The 18907-nt window shown below is 71.6% G+C and carries 12 protein-coding genes and 1 pseudogene; 10 read left to right on the forward strand and 3 right to left on the reverse strand.

The features are described 5' to 3' along the window. The first annotated feature begins 167 nt into the window (after window positions 1-167). The 4 genes from folE (at window position 168) to AC1PMG_RS00735 (ending at window position 6870) form a co-directional block, all read left to right on the forward strand. Entirely contained in the window at window positions 168-767 is a 600-nt protein-coding gene (folE, locus tag AC1PMG_RS00720) for a GTP cyclohydrolase I FolE (RefSeq protein ID WP_017909619.1), read from the forward strand. Between the two features lie 31 nt (window positions 768-798). Next, on the forward strand, window positions 799-2268 hold the full coding sequence (locus AC1PMG_RS00725; protein ID WP_481110291.1) for a DUF3375 domain-containing protein: 1470 nt from the start codon (window positions 799-801) through the stop codon (window positions 2266-2268). Next, the gene (locus AC1PMG_RS00730) at window positions 2255-2944 is read left to right on the forward strand and encodes a DUF4194 domain-containing protein (protein WP_481110292.1); all 690 of its coding nucleotides are present in this window, start codon (window positions 2255-2257) and stop codon (window positions 2942-2944) included. Before AC1PMG_RS00725 ends, AC1PMG_RS00730 begins: the two co-directional genes overlap by 14 nt. 95 nt (window positions 2945-3039) lie before the next feature. After that, window positions 3040-6870, forward strand: coding sequence for an ATP-binding protein (locus AC1PMG_RS00735; protein ID WP_481110293.1), 3831 nt, complete (start codon window positions 3040-3042; stop codon window positions 6868-6870). 92 nt (window positions 6871-6962) lie between these two features. Here AC1PMG_RS00735 and AC1PMG_RS00740 read toward each other — a convergent pair. Together AC1PMG_RS00740 and AC1PMG_RS00745 are read right to left on the reverse strand one after the other, a co-directional pair. Beyond that, window positions 6963-7091 (reverse strand): annotated as a pseudogene (locus tag AC1PMG_RS00740) (sulfite exporter TauE/SafE family protein); the annotation flags it as partial. Between the two features lie 36 nt (window positions 7092-7127). Further along, window positions 7128-7901, reverse strand: coding sequence for a sulfite exporter TauE/SafE family protein (locus AC1PMG_RS00745; protein WP_481110294.1), 774 nt, complete (start codon window positions 7899-7901; stop codon window positions 7128-7130). Window positions 7902-7997: 96 nt separating this feature from the next. Between AC1PMG_RS00745 and AC1PMG_RS00750 the strand changes: the two genes are divergently transcribed. The 6 genes from AC1PMG_RS00750 (at window position 7998) to bphP (ending at window position 17349) form a co-directional block, all read left to right on the forward strand. Beyond that, window positions 7998-8390 carry a YchJ family metal-binding protein gene (locus AC1PMG_RS00750; RefSeq protein ID WP_342074772.1) on the forward strand — a complete coding sequence of 131 codons (393 nt, stop codon included), beginning with the start codon at window positions 7998-8000 and terminating at the stop codon, window positions 8388-8390. A gap of 300 nt (window positions 8391-8690) precedes the next feature. After that, a complete protein-coding gene (locus AC1PMG_RS00755) occupies window positions 8691-10184 on the forward strand; it encodes a GGDEF domain-containing protein (RefSeq protein WP_481110295.1) in 1494 nt (497 codons plus the stop codon). Window positions 10185-10351: 167 nt separating this feature from the next. Further along, entirely contained in the window at window positions 10352-12640 is a 2289-nt protein-coding gene (locus tag AC1PMG_RS00760; RefSeq protein ID WP_481110296.1) for a lytic murein transglycosylase, read from the forward strand. Between the two features lie 793 nt (window positions 12641-13433). Beyond that, the gene (locus AC1PMG_RS00765) at window positions 13434-14684 is read left to right on the forward strand and encodes a TCR/Tet family MFS transporter (RefSeq protein WP_481110297.1); all 1251 of its coding nucleotides are present in this window, start codon (window positions 13434-13436) and stop codon (window positions 14682-14684) included. A gap of 158 nt (window positions 14685-14842) precedes the next feature. Beyond that, a complete protein-coding gene (locus tag AC1PMG_RS00770; protein WP_481110298.1) occupies window positions 14843-15442 on the forward strand; it encodes a biliverdin-producing heme oxygenase in 600 nt (199 codons plus the stop codon). After that, on the forward strand, window positions 15439-17349 hold the full coding sequence (gene bphP, locus AC1PMG_RS00775; protein ID WP_481110299.1) for a bacteriophytochrome BphP: 1911 nt from the start codon (window positions 15439-15441) through the stop codon (window positions 17347-17349). Before AC1PMG_RS00770 ends, bphP begins: the two co-directional genes overlap by 4 nt. Before the next feature lie 21 nt (window positions 17350-17370). Here the strand turns inward: bphP and AC1PMG_RS00780 are convergent, their stop codons facing one another. Continuing rightward, window positions 17371-18549 (reverse strand): benzoate/H(+) symporter BenE family transporter, encoded by a 1179-nt coding sequence (locus tag AC1PMG_RS00780; protein ID WP_481110300.1) that lies wholly within the window; start codon window positions 18547-18549, stop codon window positions 17371-17373. Window positions 18550-18907: the final 358 nt, after the last annotated feature.

Below are 18907 nucleotides of genomic sequence, written 5' to 3' on the forward strand. Positions count from 1 at the left end.
CGGCGCGGCGCCGGCCCGGGCGATGCGCGTGCCGCCCGGGCGCGGAGCAGATGGACGCTGAACGGCGCACCCGGTATCGGCCGGGTCGCCCCGCCGCGCGGAGGCCGCGCATGCGGCGGCTGCCAGGCGACTCGGGTACCATGCAGCCCCCTTACGGGCGTTCCCCCATGGCCGATTCCGACAACAGCTCCACTCCCCCGGTGACCCAGGCGCAGGCCGAAGACGCAGTGCGCACCCTGCTGCGCTGGGCCGGCGAGGACCCCACCCGCGAGGGCCTGCTGGACACCCCGCGGCGCGTGGCCGAGGCCTATGGCGACTGGTTCAGCGGCTACCGCGCCGACCCGCGCGAGTACCTGCTGCGCACCTTCGAGGAAGTGGCCGGCTACGACGAGCTGATCGTGCTGCGCGACATCGAGTACGAAAGCCACTGCGAGCACCACATGGCGCCGATCATCGGCAAGGTCCACGTCGGCTACCTGCCGCGCGGCAAGGTGGTGGGCATCAGCAAGCTGGCGCGCGTGGTCGAGGCCTATGCGCGGCGCTTCCAGGTGCAGGAGAAGATGACCGCGCAGATCGCCCAGTGCATCCAGGACGTGCTGCAGCCGCTGGGTGTGGGCGTGGTGGTGGAAGGCGCGCACGAGTGCATGACCACCCGCGGCATCCACAAGCGCGGCGTCAGCATGGTCACCTCGAAGATGCTCGGCACCTTCCGCGAGGACGCGCGCACCCGCGCCGAGTTCCTGCGCTTCATCGAGCGCGTGCGCTGAGTCTGCGGATGCGGTGGCGGTCGGTTCCTGCATGAAGCCGCATGTCCGGATCGCCGGCTATCGCCAGTTGCGCGAACAGCCGTTGTGGAAACTGCTCGCCGCCGACCATGCCCCCGAGCTGATCGGCCTGCTGCAGACCCTGCTCGGCGACGCCCAGCGGCGGCTGCCGGCCGACGTGCTGCACGAGCGCCTGCAGCGCCAGCTCGATGCGCTGAAGGACGACGAGCTGTCGCGCGAACTGCCGCGCACCGCGCAGGCCTACGTGGCGCACTGGCTGGCGCAGGGCTGGCTGGAGCGGCGCCTGCCCGAAGGCGATGCGCAGGAAGAATACGAACTGTCGCGGCAGGCGGCGCAGGCCATCCGCTTCATCGCCGGCGTGCGCGACAGCGCCAGCGTGGCCACCGAGAGCCGGCTGTCGCTGGTGATCCAGCAGCTGGTGCAACTGGCCGGGCAGACCGAGACCGATCCGGACGCGCGCCTGGCCGCGCTGCGTGCCGAGCGCGAGCGCCTGGACGCGGAGATCGAGCGTGTGGCCGCCGGCAAGCTGGCCGCGCTGGACGGCAAGCGCGCGCTGGAACGCACCCGCGACATCATTCGCCTGTCCGACGACCTGACCGAGGATTTCCGCCGGGTCCGCGACGATTTCGAGCGGCTCAACCGCGAGTTCCGCGAGCGCATCATCGACGACGAAGGCGCGCGCGGCGACGTGCTGGAAAAGCTGTTCGCCGGCATCGACGTGATCGGCGAGAGCGAGGCCGGGCGCAGTTTCCAGGCGTTCTGGAGCCTGCTCAACGACGCCGAGCAGAGCGTGCAGCTGGACGCGGCGCTGGAAGCGCTGCTGGCGCGCGGTTTCGCCCGCCGTCTGGACCGCCACGAACGTGCCTTCCTGCGCGGGCTTACCGGCACCCTGCTCGAACGCGGCGGCCAGGTGCACGAGGTGATGCAGCATTTCGCGCGCAGCCTGCGTGGCTTCGTGCAGAGCCGCGGCTACCTGGAACAGCGCCGGCTCAACCAGTTGCTGAAGCAGGCACAGGGCGAGGCGCTGCAGTTGCGCGATCACCTGCATGCCACCGCCGCCACCGGCTACGTGCTGCCGCTGAGCAGTGCGCGGCTGCGCTCGCCGTCGCAGTGGCGCCTGCACGACCCGCGCAGCCAGCAGGTGGACGGGCGGGTGCAGGCGGCCGAGGCGGCGACGATCTCGCTGGACAGCGTCGGCGACCTGGTGGCGCAGTCGGAGATCGACCTGCGCGGCCTGCGCAACGACCTGCACGACCTGCTCGGCCGCCAGCCGCAGCTGAGCATCGGCGAGGCGCTGCGGCAGCGCCCGGCGGCGCAGGGCCTGGGCAGCGTGATCGGCTACCTGGCGCTGGGCACCCGCCATGGCGTAGTGGTCGACGGCGAATGGGAAGCGGTGCAATGGGAGGGCGGCGACGGCCAGGTCCGGCGCGCGCGCATCCCGCTGGTGTGGTTCACCAAGGAAAAACGCAATGAACTGGTCTGACGAATTCCACGGCCACGATGCAGATGCCGGCGACGCCGCTGCGGCCGCTGCCACTTCCGCTGCGGCCGATGCCGGCACCGCGTTGTTCGCCGGCGACAGCGGCAGCCTGCCGCTGGAGGCGCGGCGCGCGCTGTGCCAGCTGCTGTCCGGCCCCAGCGTCGATGCTTACCGGCACGGCCCGCTGTGGCAGGCCTTGCTGCGCCACGAGGCCGCGGTCCGCCGTGTGCTAAGCGAGCTGTTCCTGGAGCTGGTGCTGGACCGCGACGGTGGCGTGGCGTTCGCGCGCCAGGCCGACACCGGCGAGCTGGAGACCCCGGCGTTGCTGCGCACCGCGCCGCTGACCTTCATCGAGTCGGTGCTGCTGCTGTTCCTGCGCCAGCAACTGGCCGAGGCCGACACCCGCGGCGAGCGCGCGGTGGTCGACGAGGCGCAGCTGCTGGAAGTGCTGTCGGTGTACGAAAAGAACGTCTCCACCGACCGCGCCGGTTTCGCCCGGCGGGTGCTGGCGGCGATCGCCAAGATGCGCGACAACCACCTGCTGTCCAAGCTGCGCGGCAGCGAGGACCGCTACGAAGTCTCGCCCGCGCTGAAGCTGCTGTTCTCGGCCGAGGACGTGCAGGCGCTGTCGGCGGCCTATCGCGGCCTGCGCGACGGCGTGGCCGAGGCGGCGCCGTGACCGGTCTGCGTCCGCACGTCGCGCACGCCTAGCGCCGGCCTTGCCCCGAGCGCCGGCCGCCATGGCGGCCGTCCCCGTTTTCCGATGAGTTCCCGATGACGTCCCTGTCCGAATCGTCCACCGTCCCCGTCGCCCCGTCCCTGTTCGCCGAGACCCTGGCCGAGCAGCGCGCGCAGCAGTACCGCATGCGCCGCCTGCAGGTGCACAACTGGGGCACCTTCAACGGCCTGACCGACGTGCCGATCGCCGAGAAGGGCTTCCTGTTCGTCGGCCGCTCCGGCTCGGGCAAGTCGACCCTGCTCGATGCGATGTCGGCCCTGCTGACGCCGCCGAGCATCGTCGATTTCAACGCCGCCGCGCGCGAGGCCGAGCGCAGCGGCCGCGACCGCAGCCTGGTGTCCTACGTGCGCGGCGCCTGGGCCGACCAGCAGGACAGCGCCTCGGGCGAGATCGCCACCCAGTACCTGCGCAAGGGCGCGACCTGGTCGGCGCTGGCGCTGGAGTACCGCAACGCGCAGGGCCAGGCGGTGAGCCTGGTGCGGCTGTTCTGGATCGCCGGCAGCGGCACCGCCGCGGCCGACGTGCGCAAGCACTACATGGTGGTGCCGCGCGGCTTCGACGTGGCCGCCGAACTGGACGGCTTCGACCTGGACCTGCGCCGGCTCAAGCTGCGCCTGGGCGAGGACGTGCACCACTTCGACAGCTTCGCCGGCTATGCCGAACGCTTCCGCCACCTGCTCGGCATCGGCAACGAGATGGCGCTGCGGCTGCTGCACAAGACCCAGTCGGCGAAGAACCTGGGCGACCTCAACGCCTTCCTGCGCAGCTTCATGCTCGACGAGCCGCGCACCTTCGAGGCGGCCGACCGCCTGGTCGAGGACTTCGCCGAACTCGACGGCGCGCACCACGCGGTGGTGACCGCGCGGCGCCAGGTGGAAACCCTGACCCCGGCGCGCGACTACCACGCCGAACTGCTGGCGCTGCGGCGCGGCGTCGGCGAGCTGCGCGAACTGCAGCTGGGCATCGACGGCTACCGCGAGCAGCGCCGCCTGGCCCTGCTGGACGCGCGCCTGCAGGAACTGGACACGCAGGACCGCGGCCTGGCCGGCGAGGAAGGGCAGCGCCGCGAAGCGCTGGACAACCACGAACAGACCCTGGCCGAGCTGGAGACGCAGCAGCGCGCGCAGGGCGGCGAGCAGGTCGAGGCGCTGGAGCGCGAACGTGGCCGCGTCGAGCGCGAGCGCGACGAGCGCATGCGCCGCCGCAGCCAGGTCGAACAGGCCTGCCGCCAGCTCGGCATGGGCCTGGCCGGCAGCGCCAGCGGCTTCGCCGAACAGGTGGCGCAGGCGCGCGCGCTACGCGACGGCGTCGCCGGCGAGGCCAGCAGCCTGGACGAGGCGATCGCCGAACGCATGGCCGAGCGCCGCGAGGACGAACGTCGCTTCGCGGTCATCCGCACCGAGATCGAGGCGCTGCTGAAGGCGCCCTCGAGCATTCCCGCGCCGATGCAGGCGCTGCGCGCGCGGCTGTGCGCCGAGACCGGCCTGTCCGAAGCCGCCCTGCCGTTCGTCGGCGAGCTGGTGCAGGTGGAGGCCGACCAGGCCGCCTGGCGTGGCGCCATCGAGCGCGTGCTGCACGGCTTCGCGCAGTCGCTGCTGGTCGACGAACGCCACTACGCCAGCGTCGCCGACTGGGTCAACAAGACCCAGCTCGGCACCCGCCTGGTGTACTTCCGGGTGCGCCACAACGCGCCGCTGCAGCAGCGCGAGCCCGATGCCAAGTCGCTGCTGCGCAAGCTGGAGCTGCGCGACCATGCCTATGCCCCGTGGCTGCGCCAGGAACTGGCGCGGCGCTTCGACTACACCTGCGTGGACACCGTGGCGCAGTTGCGCGATGCCGAGCGTGCGATCACCCGCGAGGGCCAGGTCAAGCATCCGGGCGACCGCTACGAAAAGGACGACCGCCACGCCGTCGGCGACCGCAAGCGCTGGCTGCTCGGCTACGACAACCGCGACAAGCTCAAGGTCTTCGAGCGCGAGGGGCAGACCCTGGCGCAGCGCATTGCCGCCTGCGACGCCGACGTCTCCGCCCTGCGCAAGCAGCGCGAACAGGACCAGGGCCGGCAACTGGCCGCGCACACCCTGGCCGAGCGCGAGTGGGACGAGATCGACGTCGCGCCCAAGCTGCAGCGCCTGAGCGACATCGCCGAGCAGTTGCTGCAGTTGCGCGAGGGCGATACCGCGCTGCGCGCGCTGGGCGAGCAGATCGCCACCGTCCGCGCGCGCCGCGACCAGGCCCGCCGCACCTACGAGGACGTGCGCCTGGAGCGCGCGCAGGTGAGCCGCGAGCGCGCGCGCCTGGAAGCGCAGCGCGAGACCTGCGCCGCGCGCGTGGCCACCGCGGTGATCGGCCCGGCGCAGGTGGCGGGCCTGGACGCGCGGCTGGCGGCGCTGCCGCCGCTGAGCCTGGACAACCTGGAAGCGCATCTGCGCAGCGTCGAGCGCGGCCTCGGCGAACAGTTGGCGCAGAGCCAGGCGCAGGACGCGCGGCTGAGCCAGCAGGTGCTGGACTGCTTCCGCCGCTACTGCCAGCAGTGGCCGGAGGACAGCGGCGATTTCACCGTCAGCCTGGCCAGCGCCGACGATTTCCTGGCGCGCCTGCAGCGCCTGGAGAGCGACGGCCTGCCGCGCCACGAAGGCCGCTTCTTCGACCTGCTGCAGACCCAGAGCAAGAACAACCTGCTGGCCCTGCAGCGCTACACCGCCGAAGCGCACAAGGCGATCAAGCAGCGCATGGACGAGGTCAACGCCAGCCTGGAACAGGTGCCGTTCAACCGCGGCACCTTGCTGACCATCGAGGTCAGCGACCGGCGCCTGCTCGAGGTGCAGGAGTTCCAGCAGCAGTTGCGCGCCGTGCTCGGCCACCAGCAGACCGAGGATCGTGCGCTGGCCGAGGCGCAGTTCGCCATGCTGCGCGGCCTGGTGCAGCGGCTCGGTGCGCAGGAGCCGGAGCTGCGGCGCTGGCGCGAGCAGGTGCTGGACGTGCGCCAGCACGTGGAGTTCGTCGGCGTGGAACTGGACGCGAACAGCCGTGCGCAGGTGGAGATCTACCGCAGCGGCGCCGGCAAGTCCGGCGGCCAGCGGCAGAAGCTGGCCACCACCTGCCTGGCCGCGGCGCTGCGCTACCAGCTCGGCGGCGAGGACGGCGAACTGCCGCGCTACGCCGCGGTGGTGCTGGACGAGGCCTTCGACAAGGCCGATAACGAATTCACCGCGCTGGCGATGAACATCTTCGAGAACTTCGGCTTCCAGATGGTGGTGGCCACGCCGCTGAAGTCGGTGATGACGCTGGAGCCGTTCATCGGTGGCGCCTGCTTCGTCGAGATCAGCGGCCGCCACAACTCCGGCGTGCTGCTGATCGAATACGACGAACAGGCGCATCGTCTGAAGCTGCCCGAGCGCAGCCGCAACGAGGCGGCGACGCCTGCTGTGGAATCCGGCGCGGCGGTGGACCAGGCTGGCGCCGATGTGCCGCCGTCGGCCGCTGACGCAGCGGCCACCATCGCTGAGCCCGGCGCAGCCGCTGTGGCAGACGCCGTTGCCACGCCGGCGCGCGCATCCGGCAAGGCGCGCGCTGGACGCAGTAACAGCTTGCAACAGCCGACCACGCTCAAGACGCCGTCAGCGACGTCCGGCAAACGTACACGCACTGCTGGCGCGACGCCTGCGGCCAAGGCTCCATCGGTAAAGGCGTCACGCAAGTCCGCTGCGGCTGCGGCCGCTGCACCTCCGTCCACCGCAAGTCGGCCGGCCACGCGCGCGGCCTCGACGAAGACCGCAAAAGCCGCCACAGCCGGCAAACCTGCGAAGCCGGCCAAGGCTGCGGTCCGCAAGACGCCGCCGACCGCCAGGCGCCGCGACGGCTAAGCGGTGCTGGCGGCCGCGCGTGTGCCCACGGGTACGCGCGCGGCCGCCGCGTCGGGGGGACAGGCACGCAATCGCGCCGCGCCGCACTGCAATCAGTGCAGCAGATCCCAGCCCATCTTGCCGATCAGCACCACCACCAGCACCAGGAACAACTGCCGAATCAACGGCGTGCCGCCGCGCAGCGCCAGCCGCGTGCCGGTCACCGCGCCGGCCACGTTGGGGGGACAGGCACGCAATCGCGCCGCGCCGCGCTTCACTCAGTGCAGCAGATCCCAGCCCATCTTGCCGATCAGCACCACCACCAGCACCAGGAACAACTGCCGGATCAACGGCGTGCCGCCGCGCAGCGCCAGCCGCGTGCCGGTTACCGCGCCGGCCACGTTGGCCACGGCCATCGGCATCGCCGCGGCCAGCAGGATCTTGCCGCTGGGCACGAAGAAGCACAGCGCGGCCAGGTTGGTGGCCAGGTTCACCACCTTCGACGCGGCCGAGGCGCGCAGGAAATCCAGGCCGAAGAAGCGGATGAACAGGAAGATCAGGAAGCTGCCGGTGCCCGGCCCGAAGAAGCCGTCGTAGAACCCGATCGCCGCGCCGATCGCCAGCGCGATCGCCAGTTCGCGGCGGCCGATGTGGCGCGGGCGGTGCAACGCGCCGAAGTCCTTCTTGACCAGGGTGTAGCCCAGCATCGCGATCAGCAGCACAAGGATCAGCGGGCGCACCGCCTGTTTCGGCAGCAGGCTCACCGCAGTGGCGCCGAGGAAGGCGAACACGAACGCGGCGGCGGTCGCATACAGCACCGGCCGCCACGGCAGGCGCACGTGCCGCGCGTAGCGCCAGGCGGCGGTGCCGGTGCCCGCCATGGAACTGAACTTGTTGGTGCCCAGGATCACGGCGGGCGCCTGTTGCGGCAAGGTCGCGAACAGCCCGGGCAACTGGATCAGGCCGCCGCCGCCCACCGCCGCGTCCACCAGCCCGGCGACGAAGGCGATGCACAGCAGCCAGGGCAGTTCGGTGGGGATCGACTCGAGCACGCCGGCGCTCCGCGCAAGGGGCCGCAAGCATAGCCGCCACCGGCCGCGACGCGTGCGCGGCGTGCGCCGTGTCGCCGCAGCCGGCACAATCGGCACATGTCCCGGTCCGCCCCGCGCCTTGCCGATCCCTGCCCCTGCGGCCGTCCGCGCGACTACGCGCAGTGCTGCGGGCCGTACCACGCCGGCGCCGCCGCGCCCGATGCCGAAAGCCTGATGCGCTCGCGCTACAGCGCCTACGTGCGCCGCGACGCCGACTACCTGCGCGCCAGTTGGCATCCGTCCACGCGCCCGGCGGATCTTGCACTGGATACGCATACCACCTGGCTCGGCCTGACCGTGCAGCGGGTCGTCGACACCGGCGCAGACACCGCCGAGGTCGCCTTCCTCGCCCGCTATCGCATCGGCGGCGGCAGTGCCGTGCGCATGACCGAACATAGCCGTTTCGTACGCGAAGACGGCCGTTGGTATTACCTGGACGCGCTGGACTGACGCCATGGCCAGGCGCGGCATCGGAGTTCCGCCCGTTGGCCGAGACGGGGTGTCGTGTCCACCGAGCCTGCCGTCGTGACGCCTGTCGAGTTTCCCGCGCTCTTCGCCCGGTTGCGCCGCTGGCGTCGCCATGGCCACGCATTCCTCTGCGGCTGCTTGCTGCTCGCCAGCCAGGGCGCCATGGCGGCGCCCACACCCATGCCGGCGCTGGAAGGCGCCTGGCGCCCAGTCGCCGCGGCCGACCGCGGGGTGCCGCCATCGCCCGCCGATCCGGCTTTGCAGCGTTTCGATCCGAGCCGGTTGACCAAGTTGCAAGGCGGCGAGGCCGGCGTCTGGGTGCTGTTGTGGCCGGCGCAGGGGCCATGGCCGCCGGCGCCGTGGGTGCTGGAGGTGCCCAGTCCTGCCTTGCAGCGGGTCACCTTGTTTGCACCGGTCGCCGGCGCGGCGCCGCAGCAGCGCGGGTTGATGCGCGACGACCCGCAGGCGTTGCCCGGCAATGGCCGTCTCGGCTTCCGCGTCGACGTCGCCCCACCCGCCGGGCAACCGCTGCGGCTGTGGGTGGACCAGCGCGGGGTCATGGCGGGTGCGCTGCGCTTCCAGCTGCGCAGCGAGTCCGACTACCTGCGTCAGGACGGCCGCTGGCTGGTGGTCGCCAGCCTGAGCTTCGCGATCATGCTGAGCATGGCGGCGATGGCGTTGGTGTTTGCCTGGCGCCTGCGCGAGGCGACGTTCCTGTACTACGCCGTCTACGTGCTCGGCTACGGCCTGGTGATGGCGCTTGAGACCGGCTACGTGGTGCATCCGCTGGGCCTGGAAATGCTCGGCCAGGCCGCGCGGTTCTGGGGTCGCCTGGGCGTCGCCACGTCGATCGTGGCGGCGGTGCTGTTCCTGGAACGCTTCGCCGACCTGGAGCAGTACCTGCCGCGCGCGCGGCGCTGGCTGCGCGGTTATGCGCTGCTGGTGGCGCTGATCGCGCTGCCGGCGCTGCTGCCGCTGCCGTGGCTGGACGCGCTCGGCCGGGCGCTGGTCAACCCGCTGCTGATCCTCGGCGGGCCGCTGCTGCTCGGCGTCGCCGTGGCGGCGGCGTGGCGCGGCGCGCGCTATGCACGGTTGTTCCTGCTCGGCTGGACGCCGTTGCTGGTGGTCACCGCGCTCGGCAGCCTGCAGGGCTTCGGCATGGTGGCGCACTGGACCTGGAGCGAAGAGGCCGCCTTGGCGGCCGGCGCGTTCGAGGCACTGGTGTTGTCGCTGGGCTTGGCCGAGCGCAGTACCTCGCTGCGCCGCGACCGCGACCAGGCGCGACAACTGGCCGACCTGGATCCGTTGACCGGCCTGCTCAACCGCCGCGCCTGGCACGAGCGCCTGACCGTGCTGAAACAGGCCAGCCGGCGCCGGCGGCAACCGTTGGCGCTGATGTTCCTGGACGTGGACCACTTCAAGCGGCTCAACGACCGCTACGGCCACCGTGCTGGCGACGACGGCCTGCGCGCGCTGGCCCAGGCGCTGCGCGAGGAGCTGCGCGGCGACGACCTGATCGGCCGTTACGGCGGCGAGGAATTCGTGATCGCGCTGCCAGGCCTCGATGCGGCGCAGGCCACCCCGATCGCCGAGCGCATCCGTGAGCGCTTCCGCGTCCAGGCCGCGCTGGCGTTTCCCGACCTGCAGCCGACGGTGAGCATCGGCGTGGTCCAACTGCGTCCCGCCGACGATGCCAACGGCCTGGTGCAGCGTGCCGACGAGGCGCTGTACGCGGCCAAGAGCGGCGGCCGCAACCGCGTGGTCGCGGTGCATTGAATGAGCGCCGTGCCGCGGCGCCCCGGGATCGGGGCAGGTGGCGATGCTGCTCCACACCGGCTCACGACCCCGGCACGACCGCCACCGCGCGGGCGCGTCGTGCCACGTGAGCAGCCATTCCCCACGGTTGTTTATGATGTCCGGCCTGCTGTTGGCGAGGAACTCCGATGAAGCGTTTCGCCTGGGCCTTGCTGCTGGCCGCGCCTTGCGTCGCCGCGCAGACCCTGCCCGCGCCACCGCCCGTGGCGCCCGACCCCGCGTTCGTCGGCTGCCTGTCCACGCTGCGCACGGCGGCCGCCAAGAGCAGCGTGACCACCGCCGCGTTCGACCGCTTCACCGCCGGCCTGCAGCCGGACCCGAGCGTGCTGCCGCTGCTTGATGCCCAGCCCGAATTCACCACGCCGATCTGGGACTACCTGGCCGGCCTGGTCGACAGCCAGCGCATCGACGACGGCCGCGCCATGCTCGCCACGCACCGCGACCTGCTCGCGCAGGTGGCGCAGAAGTACGGTGTCGACCCGGAGACGGTGGTCGCGGTGTGGGGCGTGGAGAGCGACTACGGCCGCATCTCCGGCAAGCGCCCGCTGCTGGTGTCGCTGCTGACCCTGTCCTGCGAAGGCCGCCGCCAGCCGTTCTTCCGCAGCGAACTGTTCGCGCTGCTGAAGCTGCTGCAGGCCGGCGACCTGCGGCCCGAGGGCCTGACCGGATCCTGGGCCGGCGCTTTCGGCCATACCCAGTTCATGCCCAGCACCTACGCCCGCGTCGCCGTGGATGGCGATGGCGACGGCCGCCGCGACCTGGTCGCCAGCATTCCCGATGCGCTGGCCTCCACCGCCAACTATCTCAAGCTCGCCGGCTGGCAGAGCGGCCAGCCGTGGGGGCTGGAAGTGAAGCTGCCGGCAGGCTTCGACCCGGCGCTGGCCGGGCGTACCCAGCGCCGGCCGTTGTCGGACTGGCGCGCGCGCGGCCTGACCGCCGCCGATGGCAGCGCGCTGCCCGCCCTGGCGGCGCAGACGCCGGCAGCGGTGCTGATCCCGGCCGGCGTGCATGGCCCGGCGTTCCTGGTGTTCCGCAACTACGACGCGATCTACGCCTACAACGCCGCCGAAAGCTATGCGCTGGCGATCACGCTGCTGTCCGACCGGCTGCGCGGCAAGCCGGGGCTGGTCGCCGCCTGGCCGACCGACGACCCCGGCCTGGGCCGCCCCGAGCGGCGCGAACTGCAGACCCTGCTGCTGGCGCGCGGCCACGCCATCGGCCAGGCCGACGGCGCCATCGGCACCGCCACCCGCCGCGCGATCCAGGCCGAGCAGCAACGCCTGGGCCTGCAGCCGGCCGACGGTCGCGCCGGGCAACGCATTCTCGATGCACTGCGTCGCGAGGCGGGCAGTCCGCCCGCGGCACCCACGCCGACACCGGCCACGCCGCAGCCGCCTGCACCGGCAGCGTCGCCCGCGCCCGCACCGATGCCGGCACCCACCACGCCGCCCGCAACGACGCCATTCGGCGCCAAGCCACCCACCGCATTTCGGCTGCCGGCCGCTTACCCAGCCTTCGCCCAATCCCCCGCGCCACGGAGCATCCATCCCATGTCCGACGTCCCCGGCCTGAGCACAGGCGACTTCCACGGCTATCCCTCGCTGCTGGTGGAGACCCCGCAGTCCACCGCCGCGATCAGCCTGTTCGGCGGCCAGGTGCTGTCGTTCGTGCCCAAGGGTGGCACTGATGCGCTGTGGCTGTCGCCGGATGCGCAGCCCACGCCGACCCCGATCCGCGGCGGCACCCCGGTGTGCTGGCCGTACTTCGGCCGCCAGGGCCAGAGCGACGCCGTGCCCGCACATGGCTTCGTGCGCACCGTGCCGTGGCAGTTGCAGGATGCGCGGCGCGAGCCCGACGGCAGCCTGGTGCTGACCCTGGCGCCGCCCGACTTCGACGACCTGCCGCTGCGCCTGCGCATGCAACTGCGCATCGGCGCCACCCTGGAGCAGCGCCTGGTCACCGACAACGTCGGCACCGCGCCGACCCGTTTCACCCAGGCGCTGCACAACTACTTCCGCGTCGCCGACGCCACCCAGGTGCGGGTGAAGGGCCTGGATGGCCTGGACTACCTGGACAAGTTCGAGAACTACGCCACGCCGCATCGCCAGCACGGCGACTGGAGCCTGCAGGATCCGCGCGACCCCGGCCGCAGCGACCGCATCTACACCGGCGCCGGCGGCCGCTACACCCTGCTGGACCCGGGCCTGCAGCGCCGCATCGAGATCGCGACCACCGGCAGCCGCACGCTGGTGGCCTGGAACCCGGGCGAGGCCGGCGCACAGAAGATGGCCGACGTCGGCCCGCACTGGCGCCAGTTCGTGTGCCTGGAAGCGGCCAACGCCGGACCCGAGGTGATCGAACTGGCGCCGGGCGCTCAGCACGTGCTGCAGCAGACGATCTCTGTCGCGGCGTTGTGACCGCGGCCGGACGGCGGCCCCCGCCTACCGCGGCCCGGCGGTCGGCATCGGTGACGGCCCGGCCGTGATCGCGGCGCCGGTGCGCCTTGCTGGCATGCGTCCCGCCGCTGCTGCGCCGGACCTTCACCCCCGACCCCTCTCCCGGCGGGAGAGGGAAGTCGCTCGGTGTAGCCGGACGTGGTGCCGATGCAATCGGGCCAGCGCGCAGACGTCATGGCACCCAATCACCGCAGGAAGCGTCCCGTAGGAGCGGCTTCAGCCGCGATGGGGCCTTCTCAGGTAAAGCCGGGTCGCGGCTGAAGCCGCTCCCACCGTGCAATCCGTATCCGGCCTCGATGGCGCCGGATGCAGGTTATTGGAGGTGCCTTTCAGTCCCAACGCGATGGCCTCTGCGGCCGTGGCTGAACCTGCTCGTCCGCCTTCGGCCTCCGCGGTGATGCGAGAGGGGCTTCAGCCCGGCGCGCGATCGGCCAACCTCCCATTGTGGGAGGAACTTCAGTCCCGACGCGATGATCCCGGCCGGTCGCAGTCGGCGCTACGCCTGCGGCGAGCGATGCAATTGGACTGGCGATGCAAGAGGGGATCGGCCTCCACCTGCAACCGGCCAAGCCGCAGACCATTGTGGGAGGGACTTCAGTCCCGACGCGACGACCTCCGCCGTTCGCGATCGGAATCGTGCCGACCGCACCCAGCCCAGCCACCGCGGTCCGGCAGGCAGGCGGCGCTGTCCACTCCGGTCTCCCGCGCCCGCTGCGGCGCCGATTACACTGCCGCGTCCGCCAGGAGGCCTGCCGTGCACGCTCCGACTCCCGCTGTCCGCTCACGCCGCGCCGCGGTCGCCTTCATCTTCGTCACCCTGCTGATCGACGTGCTGTCCTTCGGCGTCATCATTCCGGTGCTGCCCTCGCTGGTGCGCGGCTTCACCGGCGGCGATTTCGCCGCCGCGGCCAGGTGGGTCGGCTGGTTCGGCTTCCTGTTCGCCGCGCTGCAATTCGTCAGCTCGCCGCTGCAGGGCGCGCTGTCCGACCGCTACGGCCGGCGCCCGGTGATCCTGGCCTCGTGCCTGGGGCTGGGCGTGGACTTCATGGTGATGGCGCTGGCGCAGAGCCTGCCGGTGCTGCTGCTGGCGCGCATGGTCTCCGGCGTGTTCTCGGCCAGCTTCACCTCGGCCAACGCCTACATCGCCGACATCACCCCGCCCGACAAGCGCGCCCAGGCCTACGGCATCATCGGCGCCGCGTTCGGCGTCGGCTTCGTGGTCGGTCCGCTGCTGGGCGGCTGGCTCGGCAGCCTGCACCTGCGCGCGCCGTTCTGGTTCGCCGCCGGGCTGGCCCTGCTCAACTTCCTCTACGGCCTGTGGGTGCTGCCCGAATCGCTGGCGCCGGAACGGCGCACCGCGCGCGTGGACTGGGCGCATGCCAATCCGTTCGGCGCGCTGCGCCTGCTGCAGCGCTACCCGCAGGTGTTCGCGCTGGCCGCGGTGATCTTCCTGGCCAACCTGGCGCACTACGTCTACCCGAGCATTTTCGTGCTGTTCGCCGATTACCGCTTCGGCTGGGGACCGAAACAGGTCAGCTGGGTGCTGGCCCTGGTCGGCGTGTGCAGCATCGTGGTCAACGCCGTGCTGGTGGCGCGGGTGGTGCGCCGCTTCGGCGAGCGCGGCGCGCTGCTGTTTGGCCTGGGCTGCGGCGTGATCGGATTCGCCATCTACAGCGTGGCCGGCAGCGGTGCGCTGTTCCTGCTCGGCGTGCCGATCAGCGCGCTGTGGGCGGTGGCCGGGCCGGCGGCGCAGGCGATCGTCACCCGCCATGTCGGCGCCGACGCGCAAGGCCGCATCCAGGGCGCGCTGATGAGCCTGGTCAGCCTGGCCGGGGTGATCGGGCCGCTGCTGTACGCGTGGGTGTTCGCCGCCTTCATCGGCCCGCACGCCTTGCTGCACTTCCCCGGCGTGCCGTGGCTGCTGGCGGCGCTGTTGCTGGGCGGCGGCTGGATCGTGGCCTGGCGCCGCGCGCGGGTGCCGGCCGCCGGGGTGGCTGGCGGCTGAGGCGCGGCGCGGGCAGCGCGTCCGGCATGAACGGCTCAGCTTGCCGGGATGGACGTCGTCGCGTCCCACGTGGCCTCGCCTGGCACCGCGCGGTCGCGGTTGTTACGCTGTACCACCTCTTTCGTCGCGGCCGGCCGGCTGCTGTACCAGTCGCCTGCATGATGTCTCCTCCCGACGGAACCGCCCTGCCGTTGACCGCTGCGCGCCTGCTGCGCGAGGCCACTGCGCAGCAGCACCAGGCCGTGGAAGACCTGCCGGCGATGCGCGCGCTGGTGGACCCGGCGCTGTCGCTGGCCGACTATGTGCAGCTGCTGCGTCGCCATCACGCGGTGCTGGCCGGCTGGGAACAGCGCGAAGCGGCCTGGCTGCGCGACTGCGGCGACGCGCAGTGGCAATACCAGCCGCGCACCCCGCTGCTGGCGCAGGATCTGCATGCCCTGCGGGCAACGCCGCCAGCGCCGCAACCGCTGCCGCCGGCCGCCGAGGCCGGGACCCGTTGGGGCATGCTCTACGTGGTCGAGGGCTCGCGCCTGGGCGGCCGCGTGATCGCCCGGCACCTGCGCCAGACCCTGGCCGGCGCCGCGCCGGCGTTGTCCTATTTCGAACTCGGCCATGCCGACCCGGCCGCCTGGCGACACTTCCAGCAGCGCCTGGAGCAGGCCTTGCCGACCGCGCCGCTGCAGCAGGCCGCGGTCGACGGCGCCCGCGCCATGTTCGCGCACTTCCATACCCACTTCGCCCTGGAGATCGCCGCATGAGCGACATCGTCGTGCCCCTGGACATGGACGCATGCGCACGCGAGCCGATCCATATCCCCGGCTCGGTGCAGCCGCACGGCGTGCTGCTGGTGATCGAGCCGCAGGACGGGCGCATCGTCCAGGCCAGTGCCAGTGCCGCCGACCTGTTCGGCCGGCCGCTGGACGAACTGCTCGGACAGCGCTACGACGCCCTGCTCGTGCTGGAGGATCCGCGCACGCGTCTGTTGCCGGACGCCGCCGAGCGCAGCGACCTGGCCTATGTCGAAGTCGCGCTCAAGCAAGCGGCCGCGGCCGCGACGCAGCGCTGGGTCGGCGCCTGGCATCTGTATCCGGAGCAGTGGCTGCTGGAACTGGAGCCGCGCGACGCGCCGCTGGCCGATGCCACCCTGCGCGAAGCGCTGCCGGTGCTGCGCCGGCTGGAGGCCGACCACAGCATCGAGGAGGCCTGCCAGCGCGCCGCCAAGAGCCTGCGCAGCCTGATCGGCTACGACCGGGTGATGATCTATCGCTTCGACGACGACTGGAACGGCGACGTGGTCGCCGAGGCGCGCGCGGCGGAACTGGAGCCGTATCTCGGCCTGCACTATCCGGCCAGCGACATTCCGGCGCAGGCCCGCGCGCTGTACCTGCGCAACCGCGTGCGCCAGATCGCCAACGTCGGCTACGTGCCGTCGCCGATCCAGCCCACCCTGCATCCGCGCCTGCGCGCGCCGGTGGACCTGAGCGACGTCAGCCTGCGCAGCGTCTCGCCGGTGCACCTGGAATACCTGGCCAACATGGGCGTCACCGCCACGCTGGTGGCCTCGATCGTGGTCAACGATGCGCTGTGGGGCCTGATCGCCTGCCACCACTACCGCCCGTATTTCTGCAACCACGAAATGCGCGACGTCGCCGATGCATTGAGCCGTGCATTGGCCGGGCGCATCGGCGCGATCACCGCGGTGGCGCGCGCGCGCACCGAGTCGGTGCTGCTGACCGTGCGCGAGAAGCTGATCACCAACTTCAACGACGCCGAGATGCTCACCGCGTCGATGCTCGACGAGATGGCCTCGGACCTGCTCGACGTGGTCGATGCCGACGGCGTGGCGGTGTTCCATGGCGACCACGTCACCCGCCACGGCATGCTGCCGGCCACCGAGGACCTGGCGCGGATCCGCGAGCAGATCGAGTCCACCCATCACGAGGCGCTGCGCCACGACGCGGTAGGCGCCCTGCATTCGGACCAGATCGGCGAGACCTTCCCGGCGCTGGCCGATCTGGCGCCGCTGGCGGCCGGTTTCATCTTCGTGCCGCTGATGCCGCAGGCGCGCAGCGCGCTGCTGTGGACCCGCCGCGAACAGGTGCGCACGGTCAACTGGGCGGGCAATCCGCAGCTGGCCAAGCTGCAGGACATCGCCGGCTCGCGGCTGTCGCCGCGCAAGAGCTTCGACCTGTGGCAGGAGACCGTGCGTGGCCGCGCGCGGCCCTGGTCGCCGATCAGCCTGGAATCGGCACGCAGCCTGCGGGTGTTGATCGAACTGATGGAGCGCAAGCGCTTCCAGCAGGATTTCGCCCTGTTGGAGGCCTCGCTGTCGCGGCTGCGCGAGCCGGTGGCGATCGTCGAGCGCGGCGAGGGCGCGCGGCGCAGCCGCCTGGCCTTCGTCAACGAGGCCTTTGCCGCCCTGTACGAGCGCGAAGTCGCCGAGTTGATCGGCTGCGATCTGGGGCGCCTGTACGCCAGCGAGGCGGTGCTGGCCGAGACCCAGCGCATCGACACCCTGCTGCGGCAGGGCCGAGCCGCCTACGTCACCCTGCCGCTGCGCGTGGACGGCGCTGCGGCCGTGCACCGCCAGTTCGACTTCGAACCGCTGCCCGATCATTCCGGCGTGCCCAGCCACTGGCTGTTGCAGTTGCGCGACCCGCGCTGAGTCCGGTGTGGCGGCGCAGCCTCAGCGGCTGCGCCGCCACAGCGCCAGCGTCGCCGCACCGGCCAGCAGGCCCCACAGCGCCGCGCCGATACCGAACAGCGACAGTCCCGACGCGGTGACCAGGAACGCGATCAGCGCCGGCTCGCGCTCGTGTTCCTCGCGCAGCGCCGAGGCCAGGCTGTTGCCGATGGTGCCGAACAGCGCGATGCCGGCGATCGCCATCACCAGTTCCCGTGGAAAGGCCGCGAACAGCGCGGCCACGGTGGCGCCGAACACGCCGATCAGCAGATAGAAGACCCCGGCGAACACCGCAGCCATGTAGCGCCGCTGCGGATCCTCCTGTGCCTCGCGGCCCATGCAGATCGCCGCGGTGATCGCCGCCAGGTTCAGCCCGTAGGCGCCGAACGGCGCCAGCAGCGTATTGACCACGCCGATCCAGCCGATGGTCGGCGAGATCGGCACCGCATAGCCGGACGCGCGGATCGCTGCCACCCCGGGCAGGTTCTGCGAGGTCATCGTCACCACGAACAGCGGCAGCGCGATCCCGAACAGCGCCTGCCACGACAGCGTCGGCCACACCAGCACCGGCTGCGCCAGGCGCAGCTGCGCCGCCTCCAGGTGCAACGTGCCGTTGCCCGCGGCCACGGCGATGCCGACCAGCAGGGTGGCGATCACCGCATAGCGCGGGAAGGTCCGGCGCCCGAGCAGGTAGGTGGCGAACATCGCCAGCGCCATGGCCAGTTGGTGCTGCATCGCCACGAACACGTCCAGGCCGAAGCGCAGCAACACCCCGGCCAGCATCGCCGAGGCCAGCGACAAGGGAATGCGTCGCAGCAGGCGTTCGAACAGACCGGAGAAGCCGGCCAGCGTGGACAACACCGCCACCACCACGAAGGCGCCGATCGCATCGGACAGCGGCAGTCCGCCACCGCTGCCGATCAGCAATGCGGCGCCGGGCGTGGACCAGGCGGTGACCACCGGCATCCGGTAGCGCAACGACAGCCCGATGCAGGTCAGGCCCATGCCCAGCCCCAGCGCCCACATCCACGAGGCGATCTGCGCCTGCGAGGCACCGACGCTGCGCGCGGCCTCGAACACGATCGCCGCCGAACTGGTGAAGCCGACCAGCACGGTGACGAAGCCGGCGATCAGCGCAGGCAGTGAAGCGTCGCGCCAGGGCGAGCGGGCAGCAGCGATCATGCGGAGTTCCATGGTGGAGCGCAGCCTGCATTCTCGGGCAAACGCCGGCGATCGGCTGTGCCGCGCCTTTACTAGATAGTAGAGAGGAGAGCCGGGCAGCACGCAGCACTGCCAGGGCGCGCAAAAAAACGGTTGACCTTTTTTTCGGTGCCATTAAACTGCGCGGCCCGCTACGCAACTGCCGAGCTTCGGCGCGACAGAGGCAGGCGGGGCCGGAAACACCTAGCGAACATCGGGTGTTGACAGCGTGAAAAAGTCGGCTAATATGGCCGGCTCGCTTCGAGGAAAAGCCTTCGGGTTTGGACGAAGAAGCGGCGTCAACCACCTGATCAAAAAGGTGTTGACGGCAAGAAAAAAG

It is taken from the genome of Xanthomonas sp. NCPPB 2250 (genome assembly GCF_056725265.1).

Bases quoted from the DNA above. Each gene is read 5' to 3' on its own strand.
- folE (WP_017909619.1), top strand. From the start codon at position 168: ATGGCCGATTCCGACAACAGCTCCACTCCCCCGGTGACCCAGGCGCAG.
- AC1PMG_RS00725 (WP_481110291.1), top strand. From the start codon at position 799: ATGAAGCCGCATGTCCGGATCGCCGGCTATCGCCAGTTGCGCGAACAG.
- AC1PMG_RS00730 (WP_481110292.1), top strand. From the start codon at position 2,255: ATGAACTGGTCTGACGAATTCCACGGCCACGATGCAGATGCCGGCGAC.
- AC1PMG_RS00735 (WP_481110293.1), top strand. From the start codon at position 3,040: ATGACGTCCCTGTCCGAATCGTCCACCGTCCCCGTCGCCCCGTCCCTG.
- AC1PMG_RS00750 (WP_342074772.1), top strand. From the start codon at position 7,998: ATGTCCCGGTCCGCCCCGCGCCTTGCCGATCCCTGCCCCTGCGGCCGT.
- AC1PMG_RS00760 (WP_481110296.1), top strand. From the start codon at position 10,352: ATGAAGCGTTTCGCCTGGGCCTTGCTGCTGGCCGCGCCTTGCGTCGCC.
- AC1PMG_RS00770 (WP_481110298.1), top strand. From the start codon at position 14,843: ATGATGTCTCCTCCCGACGGAACCGCCCTGCCGTTGACCGCTGCGCGC.
- bphP (WP_481110299.1), top strand. From the start codon at position 15,439: ATGAGCGACATCGTCGTGCCCCTGGACATGGACGCATGCGCACGCGAG.
- AC1PMG_RS00780 (WP_481110300.1), bottom strand. From the start codon at position 18,549: ATGATCGCTGCTGCCCGCTCGCCCTGGCGCGACGCTTCACTGCCTGCG.